Origin of the sequence: Streptomyces sp. NPDC057302 (genome assembly GCF_042667685.1) — a bacterium.
Taxonomy (GTDB): Bacteria; Actinomycetota; Actinomycetes; order Streptomycetales; family Streptomycetaceae; genus Streptomyces.
Window position 1 is genome coordinate 1 of the sequence record NZ_JBHUZJ010000019.1, and the last position, 13,674, is coordinate 13,674.

Annotated in this window: 11 protein-coding genes and 1 pseudogene; 5 read left to right on the forward strand and 7 right to left on the reverse strand. The window is 69.4% G+C overall.

From position 1 onward, the window contains the following. Together ACFUPX_RS16275 and ACFUPX_RS16280 are read right to left on the reverse strand one after the other, a co-directional pair. Positions 1–477: pseudogene (locus tag ACFUPX_RS16275) on the reverse strand (hypothetical protein); the annotation flags it as partial. A 269-nt stretch (positions 478–746) separates the two neighbouring features. Beyond that, positions 747–1,649: a LysR family transcriptional regulator gene (locus tag ACFUPX_RS16280; protein WP_383321806.1), complete on the reverse strand. Its 903-nt coding sequence runs from the start codon at positions 1,647–1,649 to the stop codon at positions 747–749. A 98-nt stretch (positions 1,650–1,747) separates the two neighbouring features. Between ACFUPX_RS16280 and ACFUPX_RS16285 the strand changes: the two genes are divergently transcribed. From ACFUPX_RS16285 to ACFUPX_RS16295, 3 genes are all read left to right on the forward strand, one after another. After that, complete coding sequence (locus ACFUPX_RS16285) at positions 1,748–2,491, forward strand: SDR family oxidoreductase (protein WP_383321808.1); 744 nt, start codon at positions 1,748–1,750, stop codon at positions 2,489–2,491. Between the two features lie 415 nt (positions 2,492–2,906). Further along, positions 2,907–4,295 carry a cryptochrome/photolyase family protein gene (locus tag ACFUPX_RS16290; protein ID WP_383321811.1) on the forward strand — a complete coding sequence of 463 codons (1,389 nt, stop codon included), beginning with the start codon at positions 2,907–2,909 and terminating at the stop codon, positions 4,293–4,295. Continuing rightward, positions 4,292–5,797, forward strand: a complete 1,506-nt coding sequence (locus ACFUPX_RS16295) for a cryptochrome/photolyase family protein (protein WP_383321814.1) — start codon at positions 4,292–4,294, stop codon at positions 5,795–5,797. Before ACFUPX_RS16290 ends, ACFUPX_RS16295 begins: the two co-directional genes overlap by 4 nt. Before the next feature lie 115 nt (positions 5,798–5,912). On the opposite strand, the gene ACFUPX_RS16300 is transcribed toward ACFUPX_RS16295, so the two are convergent. After that, complete coding sequence (locus ACFUPX_RS16300) at positions 5,913–6,464, reverse strand: DUF4383 domain-containing protein (protein ID WP_383321816.1); 552 nt, start codon at positions 6,462–6,464, stop codon at positions 5,913–5,915. 211 nt (positions 6,465–6,675) lie between these two features. Here ACFUPX_RS16300 and ACFUPX_RS16305 point away from each other — a divergent pair, with 211 nt between their 5' ends. After that, positions 6,676–7,176: a MarR family winged helix-turn-helix transcriptional regulator gene (locus tag ACFUPX_RS16305; RefSeq protein ID WP_383321819.1), complete on the forward strand. Its 501-nt coding sequence runs from the start codon at positions 6,676–6,678 to the stop codon at positions 7,174–7,176. A gap of 154 nt (positions 7,177–7,330) precedes the next feature. Continuing rightward, on the forward strand, positions 7,331–9,487 hold the full coding sequence (locus ACFUPX_RS16310; protein ID WP_383321822.1) for an MMPL family transporter: 2,157 nt from the start codon (positions 7,331–7,333) through the stop codon (positions 9,485–9,487). Positions 9,488–9,546: 59 nt separating this feature from the next. Here the strand turns inward: ACFUPX_RS16310 and sigK are convergent, their stop codons facing one another. From sigK to ACFUPX_RS16330, 4 genes are all read right to left on the reverse strand, one after another. Beyond that, positions 9,547–10,128, reverse strand: coding sequence for an ECF RNA polymerase sigma factor SigK (gene sigK / locus ACFUPX_RS16315; RefSeq protein ID WP_383321824.1), 582 nt, complete (start codon positions 10,126–10,128; stop codon positions 9,547–9,549). 244 nt (positions 10,129–10,372) lie between these two features. Then, complete coding sequence (locus ACFUPX_RS16320; protein ID WP_383321827.1) at positions 10,373–11,929, reverse strand: SDR family oxidoreductase; 1,557 nt, start codon at positions 11,927–11,929, stop codon at positions 10,373–10,375. Positions 11,930–11,988: 59 nt separating this feature from the next. Beyond that, positions 11,989–12,783 carry an AfsA-related hotdog domain-containing protein gene (locus ACFUPX_RS16325; protein WP_383321831.1) on the reverse strand — a complete coding sequence of 265 codons (795 nt, stop codon included), beginning with the start codon at positions 12,781–12,783 and terminating at the stop codon, positions 11,989–11,991. Positions 12,784–12,983: 200 nt separating this feature from the next. Continuing rightward, a complete protein-coding gene (locus ACFUPX_RS16330) occupies positions 12,984–13,580 on the reverse strand; it encodes a sigma-70 family RNA polymerase sigma factor (protein WP_383321834.1) in 597 nt (198 codons plus the stop codon). Positions 13,581–13,674: the final 94 nt, after the last annotated feature.

A 13,674-nucleotide genomic window follows, 5' to 3' on the forward strand; every position in this document is an offset into this window, starting at 1 on the left:
ACCCCAGCCTTCCCAGTCCAAGAGGGTGGCGCCCACGGTGAGGTTGGCCGCGTGGAAGTCGCCGCCGACGCAAGCCCAGTCGGTGATCTTGGGTGCCGGGTGGCCGGTGAACTGGGGGACGGCGCGGGAGATCCATTCCTCATCGACGAAGGCGCTCAGTTCGGCGCGGTAGGCATGTCCGTCCTCGGTCCAGTCGTGCAGGGCGTGGAGTGCCGGTTTGCGTTCCGCAGGGAATGCCTTGGCGGCCAACTCGGTGCCTTCCCAGAGCTTTCCACCTGCCCGATCGGCAAGGACGGACAGCAGGCGCAGCCAACATGTGCCGTGGGCGGGGTGTGTGGTGCGGTGTCCGAGGGTGCGGCCGTGCCAGCCCCAGGACTGCGGGCCGCTGACGGTGACGCCGCGCATGGAGGCCGCGTGCGCGAGCGCGGCCTCCATGCGGTGGCTGTCGGCGTCAGACGGGGGTGGCGAGTACGTCAAGGGCCCTCCGTAGCGTCTGGGGAGGGATGGCGGGCGCACCGGTCACGGTGAGCGCGTCGTTCCAGTGTGGCGCGTTGCTGGTGGCGCCAGGAGCACTCTTGAGACACCAGGGGTGGAGTCGACCGATACCAGCCAGTCGATCTCACCGGCCGCATCCGCCCGTGCCTGGGCTTCCCGCAGCATCCGCTCGGCATCGGACAGTTCATGGCGACGTATCACCCGACCATGATCCACCACACAAGATCATTTGGAGACACCTCCGCGAGGGGTCAGCTGATCGGCAGCGTGCTGTTCTCCTGTCGGGAGGCTGTGCCGAGCAATGTACGTGCGACGTCTTCCAGGGATCCGAGCAGCGGGTTCAGGTCGCCGGCCCGCGTGAGGAGCACGAGCTCGCAGGGATCGATGTCGATGACGGGCACCAGGGCGATGTCCTCGCGCACAGCAGCGCGTCGATCGGAGGCAGGGAAGATGGCGACACAGTGGCCGGTGGCGATGAGCTCCAGCTTGTCCTCGTAGCTGTCGTCGATCGCGGGCGGGGGTGGTGCCGGGCGGCCGTTGACCGGCTTGGGCGTGCTCCAAACAACCGGAGTGCTGACACAGGCCACCAGTTCTTCGTCCGACAGAGCCCGCAGGCTGACGGCATTCTCGTTCGCCAGATGATGACTCGCCGATGTGACGAGTACCCGCGATTCCTGATGGAGCCTGGTCACCCGGAGGCCGTCCGTGAGGAAGGGCAGAGGCCTGTACACAACGAGGGCGTCGACCCGCCCCTCGGCGAGGGCGCGCGTGTCCCGCCAGTCGAGGTGCCGGGTGCGGACCTGGCCGTCGGGGTGCCGGCGGCGCAGTTCCTGCACACAGGCGGTGATGACCAGTCCTTCGGCGCAGCCGACGGTGACGGTACGCGGCTGGACGGCGGCTCTGGCCGTGCGAACGGCTTGCTCGGCCTCTTGGAGCAGTATCCGGGCCCTGGGAAAGAATGCCTGACCGGCGTCGGTGAGGCTGCTGCCCTGCGGCGAGCGGTCGAAAAGCCGGACACCGAGCTGAGCCTCAAGTCGCTGGATCTGGCGGCTCAGCGACGGCTGTGCCAGGTGCAGTTGGGTGGCGGCCCGGCCGAAGTTGCCGTACTCCGCCACGACAGTGAAATAGCGCACGAGCCGGAGATCGACGTCCATTCGCTCAGGGTACGTCGCGCGTCGTCATACGCCTGGGGCATGACGGCATACGGAACAGGTCTTGGACAGGGTGTGCGGGTAGATATTGGCTTGAGGGCATGACCACTTATGACGGCAAGAAGATCGTGATCACGGGCGGAAGCAGCGGTATTGGCCTCGCTACGGCCCGGTTGTTCGCGGACGGTGGGGCGCACGTACTGATCACCGGCCGCACCCCATCCACTCTGGACGCCGCGCTTGAGCAGCTGGGGGACAAGGCGGTCGGCGTCCGCAGCGACGCCGCGTCCCTGGAGGACATCAAGGCGCTGGCCGGCACGGTCCAGGAGCGGTTCGGTGCGGTGGACGCGCTGTTCGTCAACGCCGGCGTCACCGAGTCCGGGCCGTTCGACTCGACGACGGAGGAGATGTACGACACGCTGTTCGACATCAACACCAAGGGCCCGTACTTCACGGTGCAGGCGTTGGCGCCGCTGTTGCGCGAGGGAAGCGGCGTGGTCCTCACCACGTCGGTGGTGAACGTCCTGGGCCTCGACACACTCAGTGTCTACTCGGCGAGCAAGGCAGCCCTGCGGTCGATGACGCGCACCCTGGCCCGCGAGTTGCTGCCGCACAAGGTACGGGTCAATGCCGTGAGCCCCGGCCCGACCGACACGGGCATCCTGGACCGCTCCGTCCCCGCCGACGTCGCCGAGACGATAAAGGACAGCTACCGGAGCACCATCCCGATGCAGCGGTTGGGGACGTCCGAGGAAGTGGCCGCCGCGGTGGCGTACTTGGCGTTCGGTGCGACCTTCTCGACGGGAACGGAGTTCCCTGTCGACGGAGGGGCGTCGCAGCTCTAGGCCGTTTGCGCAAAGTCGCGTCGTCGCCCGAAAGGCAGGCGGGAGTTGCTCCTCGCACGCGCGGGGATGGTCCCCGCGCGTAGGGGGAACAGGCTCACGCCCGCCCGGGTCCGCAGAGTGTTCGGGAATCTGTGCACGAAGACCGGCACCCTGGCCAGTGGACCGAACCCATCTCGTCCCGGCCCTGGCCGGTCTCCGGGTTCAAATAGCCGTCGCCCGCCCGCCTGTCATGACGTGGGCAGAGTTCTCGCCACCGGCGAGGCAACAGCCGCCCAGAGCCCTGCCCGCTTCTCGCGGGCACAGGGCCCTCGACCATGCAGGTGAGCAGCAGGGAACACGCTGCGACCGCATCCGCACACCGCCTTGTGACGGAATCAGCTGATACAAGTGTTTTCCGCCGTCGAGGAGCCGCGCCATGATCGTCTCGATTGTCTTGTTCACCTCGGACCTGCGGGTGCATGATCATCCGCCGCTGCGGGCCGCGCTGGACGGAGCGACGGCTGTGGTGCCCCTGTTCGTGCGGGACCGTGCTGTTGACGCGGCCGGGTTTGCCGCTCCCAACCGACTCGCCTTTCTCGCCGACTGTCTGGCCGATCTCGACACGAATCTGCGCGCACGGGGCGGCCGGTTGATCGTGCGGTCGGGGGACCTCGTCGAGGAAGTGTGCCGGGTCGTCGCCGAAGCCGATGCCGACGAAGTCCACATGTCGGCCGGATACAGCAGCCACGCGCAGCGCCGCGAGGACCGGCTGCGTCACGCTCTGGAGGAGCGGGGCGTGCGCCTGTTGGTACACGGAGGCGTCGGGTCGGCGGTTGCCCCGGGCGTGGTGACTCCGGCGTCCTCGGATCATTTCGCCGTATTCACGCCGTTCTTCCGGCACTGGTCTCAGCAGAGGCTGCGCGAGGCCCTGGCAGCCCCGCGGGCCGTGCGGGTGCCTGACGGCGTGGCCTCCGAGGCGCTCTCGGCCCGCTCCGACGTCGCCGACGTGTCGCCGGGCCTGGCCAGGGGCGGCGAGAGCCTGGGCCGTGAGGGCTTCACCGCCTGGTTGCGCGCCGGGGTGTCCGTGTATGACGAGCACCACGATGACCTGCCGGGCGACGCCACCTCGCGCCTCTCGCCGCACCTGCACTTCGGCACGCTGTCCGCCGTCGAACTCCTGCATCGTCTGCGTAAGAAGCAGGGGCCCGGGCCTGCGGCGTTCGTACGCCAGCTCGCCTGGCGTGACTTTTATCAGCAGGTTCTGGCTGCTCGCCCGGACGCGTCGTGCAGCGACTACCGCAGCCAACAGGACGTCTGGCGCGGGACGCAAGAAGCGCAGGAAGACATCGCGGCCTGGAGGGAGGGGCGCACCGGCTATCCGGTGATCGATGCCGCGATGCGTCAGCTGCGCCACGAGGGCTGGATGCACAACCGCGGCCGCCTGCTCACCGCGAGTTTCTTGACCAAGACCCTGTATGTGGACTGGCGCATCGGCGCGCAGCACTTCCTGTCCCTGCTGGTGGACGGCGACATCGCCAACAACCAGCTCAACTGGCAGTGGATGGCGGGCACCGGCACGGACACCCGTCCCAACCGGGTCTTCAACCCCCTTGCCCAGGCCAAGCGGCACGACCCCGATGGGGTCTACACCCGGCGGTGGGTGACCGAGCTCGAAGGGCTGAAGGGACCTGCCGTCCACGAGCCGTGGAAGCTGCCGCAACTGGAGCGTGCCGCCTACCGCTACCCCGATCCGATCATTGACCTCGCCGACGGTCTGAATCGGTTCCGGCGAGCCCGTGAAGGCGCCCGGAAGCAGGCGGCATGAGCACCGCGCACTGGCTGTTCGGCGACCAGTTGGGGCCGCACTTCATCGAACCTGGTGACCAGGGGCCGGACCGCGGCGCGCCGCTCGTGCTGATCGAGGCCAAATCGGTGTTCAGACGCCGTCGCTTTCACCGGGCCAAGGCCCATCTCGTGCTGTCCGCGATGCGCCATCGGGCTGCCGAACTGGGCGACAGGGTGCGCTATGTCCGGGCCGACACCTACCGAGAAGGGCTGCGCGAGGCGGTGGGGCAACGCAAGGTGACGGTGCACCAGCCCACTTCCCGGGCCGCATTGGACCTGGTGTCGCGGCTGCCTCAGGTCGAGGTACTGCCCGCCCGGGGCTTTTTCGTGCCCAATGACATGTTCCGCACCTGGGCTGAAGGGCGCGCCGGAACGAAGCTGCGCCAGGAGGACTTCTATCGCTGGACGCGCCACCGGCTGGACCTGCTCATGGAGGGCGACGCGCCGGCCGGCGGGCGGTGGAACCTCGATCACGACAACCGGGAGGCTCCACCCAAAGGAGCGCGCACCTTGGGCGCCGCGCCCCCTTACCGGCCGCGCGAGGATGAAATCGACAAGCAGGTACGCCGGGATCTGGACCGCTGGGAGCGCGAGGACGGCATCGAGTTCGTGGGCCGGGACGGCCCCCGCCTGTTTCCCGCCTCACGCCGCGAGGCGCGTGCCGCGCTGGCCCGGTTCGTCGAGCACCGGCTGGCCGGGTTCGGGCCGCACGAGGATGCGATGCTCGCGGCCGATCCGGTGATGAGTCACAGCCTGCTCTCCTCCTCCCTCAATCTGGGGCTGCTCGATCCCTGGGAGTGTGTGGAGCAGGCCGAAGACGCCTGGCGTGCGGGCCGGGCACCGCTCAGCAGCGTGGAAGGCTTCATCCGGCAGATCGCCGGCTGGCGCGAGTACGTGTGGCAGTTGTACTGGTACTTCGGCGAGGACTATCGCGACCGCAACGCGCTGGGCCATCACGAGCCGCTGCCCGACTGGCTCCTGGAGCTGGATGCGGACGCGGTGACGGCCCGCTGCCTTTCCACCGTGCTGGCCCAGGTCCGCGACACCGGCTGGACCCACCACATTCCCCGCCTGATGGTGCTCGGCAGCCACGCCCTGCAGCGCGGCTACGATCCCCGCGCGCTCACCGACTGGTTCCACCGCTGCTTCGTCGACGGTTACGACTGGGTGATGGTGCCCAACGTGATCGGCATGTCGCAGTACGCGGACGGCGGGCAGATGACCACCAAGCCTTACACCTCGGGCGGCGCCTACCTGAACCGGATGAGCGACTTCTGCACAGGGTGCGCCTACCGGCCCACGCAGCGCACCGGCGAGCGAGCTTGCCCCTACACGGCCGGCTACTGGTCGTTCATGCACCGCAACCAACGTCGGCTTGCCGACAACCCGCGCACCGTGCGGGCGGTCCGGGGCCTGGAACGGCTGAGCGACCTCGACCAGGTGCTGCAGGAAGAGGCCGCCCGGCGAGAGCAAGCACCTTGAGCGGAACTGCGGTTCAGGCCCGCTGCCGGCCCTCGACATGCCCCGCTCTGCTGTCCTTCCTCACCGGTGCGACAAATGAGCGGCCCGCCATCCGGCATGACACGGGGCAGGTCGGTCAGTCGCCCTGTGCCGTGTCCAGGGCCGTTGCTTCCCGGTGCGGCAGCCCGGCTCGCGCTGTCGCCTGGCGGGTGTCGTCCTCGCGGGCGGCCTGCTCCGGGTGACGGCGACGCCAGAAGGGGTTGTCGTGGGACAGCTTGCTGGAGACGCGTCCATACATGCCGAAGGTGAGGATCATCAGACCCGCCACGAAGCTGAACAGCACGTTGGTCATGCCGAAGTCGAGGAAATTGGCCGGACGGTCCAGAGTGAAAAGGTGGTAGAAGCCGGAGAGCAGGAAGAGCGTGCCCACGGACATGTTCAGGGCGGAGGCGAAGGTTCCGCCGACGAAACCGCCCACGACGAGCGCGGCTCCTACGACGAGCGAGATCACACTCAGCGCGACATTGGTGGACAGGCCGGCCACTTCACCGTTCGTGCTCAGGGGCGTCAGTGCGTCGGCCAGGCCGAGGCAGCCGAAGGTGATGAGCACCAGGCCGCAGAACGCCGCGCCGTAACGGTAGACGGCGGCAAGATGATGGTCGACAGGCAGTTCGTCCCGCAGTTTCATGTCGGCTCCTTACCGCAGGCCGCCCGGCGGGCGGAGGCTCCAGCCGCTGCGGCCTCACGCGTGGGCCCCGGCGGTTTGTCGGGATACAGCACCATCTATTCCCACCCATTGATCTCTGCGGATGCATCACGGCCCGCACAACCTCCCCGGAGGCTGAATCGCGCTCGATGTGCGGCCGGGTCCAGGATCAGGGGGCCGCTAAGCTGGCCATGTGGCGAGCGCAGAAGAACCGGCAGGCCAGGGACCGGCAGCGGCACCCCCGACGCAGCGACCCGACCTCCCGGCTTTCGCGGTTCAGCTACGCCGTTTGAACGGCGAGATGAACCGTCTCGTCCACGGCTTCGCGGCCGCGCAGGGCCTGCACGCCACCGATGTGCAAGCCCTGGCCGCGATCCTCGACGCGGATGACCCGCTGACTCCCGGGAAGCTGCGCGAACACCTGGGCCTGACCTCGGGCGCCGTGACCGCGTGCCTGGATCGCCTGGAGCGGGCCGGGCACGTGCGAAGGTCACGCGACAGTGCGGACCGCCGGGTCGTGCACCTTCACTACGAGGCGGGCGCCCGCACCGCGGCCCGGACCTCCTTTCGGCCTCTGGCCAACGCCGCATCGAGCGCCCGTGATCGTTTCAGCGAGGATGAACTGCTGGTCGTGCTGCGCTTCTTGGCAGCCATGAACGAAGAGCTCGCCACGCTCAGGACCAGCACACCCTGAAACCCCTTGCCCGCAGGTGCATCCGAAGGGCCTCCGTCTGCCGAAGGCAGCGCTGAGACACCGGAGCGGGCCGTCTCGTTCTTGCCACCGAACCCGATATTGTTCAATCATTGAGATTGTTAGTGATTGAGTAATGTCTATTCCTGGGAGCCCCATGTTCACCGCCCCGCGCCTCGCGCGCTGGCTGGTCCCCGTCGTCCTGCTCGTTGTCTGGCTGGGCGTCGGCGGATCACTCGGCTCCTACGCCGGCAAACTCGGTGAGGTCGCCACCAACGACCAGGCCGCGTTCCTGCCGCGCAACGCCGAGTCGACGAAGGTCATCGACGCGCAACGGGCCTTCAGCCAGCAGGAGACGCTGCCGGCCATCGTCGTCTGGACCGCGGACGGAGATTCGGGGCGCGAGCTCGGCCCGGAGCAGCGCTCCGCCGCCAGCAAGGCTCTTGCCTCGCTCGATGGCGCCACCGGCGTGGTCGGCAGCCCCTCCCCCGCCCTGCCCTCCAAGGACGGCGCGGCGCTGCAGGGCATCGTGCAGCTGCGCCCCGACCTGGGCGAGAAGCTGCCCGAGGCACTCGACGGCGTGCGGCAGGCCGCAGAGCAGGTTCCCGGCACGCAGCCGCAGCTGGCGGGCCCGGCGGCCAGTCAGGCGGATCTGGGTGATGCCTTTGCCGGCATCGACGGGCTGTTGCTGGGCGTCGCCCTGGCCACCGTGCTGCTGATCCTGCTCCTGGTGTACCGCAGCGTGCTGCTGCCCCTGGTGATCATTCTTGGTTCGGTGTTCGCGCTCGGGCTGGCCTGCGCCATCGTCTACGTCCTGGCCGATCACGATGTCGTGCGCGTCGACGGGCAGGTCCAGGGGATCCTCTCCATCCTGGTCATCGGAGCCGCCACGGACTACGCCCTGCTGCTGACCGCGCGCTTCCGTGAGGAGCTCGCGACCGGCGAGGACCGCATCGTGGCCATGCGTCGCGCGCTGCGCCGGTCGGCCGGCCCCGTCATCGCCAGTGGCGCGACCGTCGCCCTTGGCCTGCTGGCCCTGCTGCTCAGCGAACTGACCAACAACCGCGCGCTGGGGCCTGTCGGCGCCATCGGCATCGCCTGTGCGGTACTGAGCGCACTGACCTTCCTTCCGGCGGCCCTGGTGGTGCTGGGACGCGCCGCCTACTGGCCGGCCAAGCCGAAGTCGGCGGAGCAGAAGTCCGCCGGGCACGGCGTGTGGACGCGGATCGCGGCCTGGGTGGACCGGGCCCCGCGGCGGATCTGGGCCACGACCTTGGCCGCCCTGGTGGTGTGCGCGGCCTTCGCCCCCACCCTCAGCTCCAAGGGCGTCCCGCTGGACGAGATCTTCGTCAACGACGCGCCGTCGGTGGCCGCTCAGGAAACCCTTGGCCGGCATTTCCCCGGCGGTTCGGGCAATCCGGCCGTCATCATCGCCGAGGCCGATCGCATTGATCAGGTGACCACAGCCGCCGAGAACACCCCCGGCATCGCGGAGGCATCCGCGGTCACCGCCAACGGCCGCCCCGGTGCGGGCAAGCCCCTGGTGGTCCAGGACCGCGTGCGCATTGATGCCACCCTCGAGAACGCCGCGGACAGCGACGCCGCCAAGGACGCCGTGGCCCGCCTGCGCGAGGCCGTGCACGCGGTGGACGGGGCCCACGCTCTGGTCGGCGGCTACACCGCGCAGCAGTACGACACACAGAAGACGGCCGAACACGACCGCGGGATCATCGTCCCGGTGGTCCTTGCCATCATCCTGGTGATCCTGGTCGGCCTGCTCCGGTCCCTGGTGATGCCGGTGATCCTGGTGGCCACCGTGGCCCTCAACTTCCTTGCCACGCTCGGTGTTTCCGCCCTCGTCTTCCAGCATGTGCTCGGCTTCAGCGGCACCGACTCCTCCGTGCCGCTGTACGGCTTCGTGTTCCTGGTCGCTTTGGGTGTCGACTACAACATCTTCCTGATGTCCCGGGTCCGTGAGGAATCCCTGCGCCACGGCGCCCGCCAGGGAGTCCTGCGCGGCCTCACCGCGACCGGCGGCGTGATCACATCTGCGGGTGTCGTGCTGGCGGCGACGTTCGCGGCGCTCGGCGTCATCCCCCTGGCCTTCCTCTTCCAGATCGCCTTCATCGTCGCCTTCGGCGTCCTGCTCGACACGCTGGTCGTGCGCTCCTTCCTGGTACCGGCACTGGTACGGGACATGGGCCCGACCGCTTGGTGGCCCGGCGTCCTCAGTCGCAGGAGCGTAGATGAGCCCGGCGCAGCGAGCGCCCGCCCGGCGGACAACGACACCCGAGAACCGGACGCTCGCACGTAGTCCCCGTCCGCGCCCGGGGAGCCCGAGTCCCCGCGGCGAACGCCGCGGGGACTCGGGCTCTACACGAGGACATCCAGGGTGTCTCGCAGGCTGATGAGCCCATCCCGCAGGCGCGACTTCACCGTGCCCAGCGGCAGCGAAAGCCGTTCGGCGATCTGCCGCGATGTCATGCCCTGGTAGTAGGCGAGCACCACGCACTGCCGCTGCGCCGAGGTCAGTGCGCGCAGACAACAACGCACCTGCTCGTGCTCCAGCCGGATCTCCACCTCTTCGCTGACCGGATCGAAATCGGGGGTGTGCGCCAGCCTCGCTGTTCGCTGCTCACGCGCGCTGGAGGCCGGCGCGGAGCGGACCCGGTCCACCGCGCGCCGGTGCGCCAGGCTCAGCACCCAGTTCAGGACCGTTCCGCGGTCCTGGCGGTAGCGCGGGGCGCTGTGCCACACCTCCACAAGGACTTCCTGCGCGACTTCCTCGGCCTGCGACGAGTCGCGCAGCACCGCGCAGGCGACACGCAGGACAGGAGCGGCCAGACCGTCGTACAGGGACGAGTAGGCGTCTTCATCGCCATGAGCCACTCGCCGCATGAACTCTGAGAGATCCGCTTCAGGCTCCCGCCCGCCCTTCATCTCGGCACATGTCATGTAGGCCCTCCGAGGCGACGCGGAATCACGCCCAGCAGGCGGATACGGAATTGAGCCCGACCGCGGCGCCGTTCGTCGGCGGACCGAGGGTCGCAGCGCAGCGTGATCTGCGAAAACCCCGGCACCCTCTACTTCTGGCTACTTCTGGCTCGTCCCGGTCAGCGGATGCAGGAAGACGACGACAACCCGATCAGAGGTCCGAGTCCGGCCCGGACCCTGGGCCTGCACGTCAACGCGGCGCGCTTCAACCGGCACCGGGGTGCCGAGCGTGGTCGCCGCGGGATGCGCTGCCGTGCGCGCTCATGCCCTTGGCGGCGGCCTGCGTGATGTTGCGGGCCATGCCGCCGAAGACAAGAGCGTGGAAGGGGGCCACGGACCACCAGTAGGCGTGGCCCAGCAGACCGCGTGGGTGGAACAGGGCGCGCTGCCGGTAGCAGGTTTGGCCCGCCTCATCCGTCTCGGCATGCATCTCCAGCCAGGCGAGTCCCGGCAGCCGCATTTCCGCCCGCAGCCGCAGCAGCCGCCCGTGCTCGATTTCCTCTACCCGCCAGAAGTCCAGCGAGTCGCCGACCCGCAGACGTTCGGCGTCGCGTCGTCCGCGACGCAGGCCCACGCCACCGACGAACCGGTCCAGCCAGCCCCGGACCGCCCAGGCGAGCGGCAGGGAGTACCAGCCGTTGTCGCCGCCGATGCCCTCGATCACCTTCCACAGTGCCTGTTGGGACACGTCGACCGACAGGTGCCGTTCGTCCTTGTAGAGGCTGCCGCCGGCCCAGTCGGGATCGGTGGGCAGCGGGTCGCTGGGCGCCCCGGGCACGGAGGCGGATGACCAGCGGGTGGTGACCTGCGCCTCCCGGACCCGGCGCAGGGCCAGGTCCAGAGCCTGTTCGAACGGCAGCGGGCGGCCGGGGAGGTCGGGTACGTACTGGGCGATGTCGTGTTCGTGGCAGATGACTTCGTGGCGCAGTGACTCGGTCAGCGGCCGGGCGATCGATGCGGGCACCGGGGTGACGAGGCCGACCCAGTGGCTGGAGAGCCGCGGTGTGAGGACCGGTACCGGCACGATGAGCCGTCGGCGCAGCCGGGCGATGCGCGCGTAGGCGCGCATCATCTCCCGGTAGGTGAGAACGTCCGGGCCGCCGACGTCGAAGGCCCGGTCGACGTCGTGGGGCATGGTGGCCGATCCGACGAGGTAGCGCAGCACGTCGCGGACCCCGATGGGCTGGGTGCGGGTGTGCACCCAGCTGGGGGTGACCATGACCGGCAACCGTTCGGTCAGGTAGCGCAGCATCTCGAACGAAGCCGATCCCGAACCGATGACCACTGCGGCCCGCAGCACAGTGGCCGGGACGGGCCCGCCAAGGAAGATCTGTCCGACCTCGGCGCGGGAGCGCAGGTGTGGGGAGAGTTGTGATTCGGGAACGGACTGCGGCGTGAGGCCGCCCAGATAGACGATGCGCCGCACGCCGGCGGCGTGCGCCTGCTCGGCGAAGATCCGGGCCGCGCGGCGGTCGGTTTCCTCGAAACCGGAGCCGGAGCCCAGCGCGTGGACGAGGTAGTACGCGACGTCGATCCCCTGCATGGCGCCCGCGACGGAATCGGCGTCGGTGACATCGCCCTGAGCCACCTCGGCATCCTGTGCCCATGGGTGATCGCGGAGCTTCGCGGGCGAGCGGGCCAGGCAGCGCACTTGATGGCCCGCCGTGAGTAGTTCTGGCACCAAGCGTCCGCCGATGTAGCCGGATGCTCCGGCGACCAGGCAGTGCAGCCGGTCCGTGTCCTGCTGTCCGTCGATTCCCATGATTGTTCCTCCGCACGCTCGCCGCGCATCTGCGTCTCAGGGTTGGCCTTGACTTCCGCTCAGGCTCCGGGCAGCGCGACCGTCCCCAGTGCGGCGATCTGTCCGGCGGCCATGATGAGAACGCGGGATCCCCCTGGCTCCGCAGTCACTTCAACCAGGGCCCCGCTGAGTGGCACCGGCGCCCGCAGCTCCATGTGCAGCCCGGCCACCGCCGCCGCGGTCATGCCAGAGGTCAGCAACGCCGCCTGGCGGGCGGCTTCCAGCACCGCCAGCGCGGGCAGCCGGGCCGGACGGCCGGCGAGCAGGACGGGGTGACCGGGGTCGCGCGGGGCGATGAAAAGGCGCCCCTGCGGTGCGCGCGCCAGCATGACGTCGGTGTCGGCGGCCGCGCCCACAGCGGCCGCCGGAGGATGCAGCAGCGACGGTGAGGACCGCGCAGCGGCGGGTGGTCCGTCCGGGTTTGCAGGCCGGGCACACCGCATGGTGCACGATCCGAACAGCTTCCCCGCATGCTCATACTCGGCGGTGATGCGGTAGGCGGTCTGCAGGCCGGCCTGCGTCGCGTGGTCGCTCACGCTCACCCGGACGGCTACGTCCGTGGCACTGCCCCGCTCCGTCGGCCGGGGACCGGGCGCGAACCCGAGGCTTACTGATACGGGTTCGAGCGAGCCAAGGCCGTGCGGCTGGCGTGCCAGTGCGACGGCGAGTTGCCGGGTGGACTCCGCCATGATCAGCGGATGGTGGGACACGGCGATGGCACGTTCGTTGAGCGGATGCAGGCGCGGCCATTGGCACCGGGCGGTGAAAGCGCTGCTGCCCTGTCGCTTCAGGGACACGACGAGCAGGGATGCCATCGTCTCCAGCCCGAGTGTGCGCCATGTCAGCGGTGTGCCCGGTGCCCCCGGCTCGGGCCACCGCCGGCCGGCGGTGGCCCGAGCGAGCTGTGGCTCGCCGTCCGCCCGACCCGCCGTGAGCGCCACATTGCGTACGTCAGGCTCCTGGAGAAAAGGTCGCGCGCCCGGCGCCGGCTGCCCGGTGTGTTGCAGCGGTGGCATCAGCAGTCCTCTTCGATCTTGCGGCGCAGTTGGAACAGGCCCCGGCGTGCGTGACTCTTGACCGTGCCCAGGGGCAGACCGGTGCGCTGGGAGATCTGTACTTGGGTCAGGTCATCGAAGAACGCCATGCGGAGCACCTCCTGCTGTCGCCGGGGCAGCCGGGAGAGCTCCGCGGAGAGCAGCACACGGTCCAGTACCCGGTCGGTAGCCGTCCTCCGCAGGTGCGGGGCGGCGCCATCCGTGGCGTGGCCCGCTGCTTCGACGAGACGAAGGCGGCGGGTGCGGGCCGCCAGTGCGTCGACGATCTTGCGGCGGGTGATGCCGACCAGCCAGGAACCCAGCGGACCGCGTTCCGGATGGAATCCGGCCCGCCCCCGCCAGGCCGCGAGGAACACCTGCTGAGTCACATCTTCCGCTTCGCGCGCGTCGCCCAGTGAGCGGGCGGCCATGGTGTGCACGAGGGGGCTCCAGCGCCGGTAGACCGCGGCGAATGCCTGCTCGTCGGCGTTGATGAGTCCTTGGGCCAAGTGCCGTTCGAGCGCCGTTTCCTCGAGGGGTGGGAACACACGCTCCGCGGCTCGCATGATCGAACTCATGGTCTGGTTCCTCCTGCAGAGCGGCAGTGCGGGATAGAGGCTCATGTGCGGACGCACACCCACAGGCCGGCGCGCGCCTGCGCCAGTCCGAGTC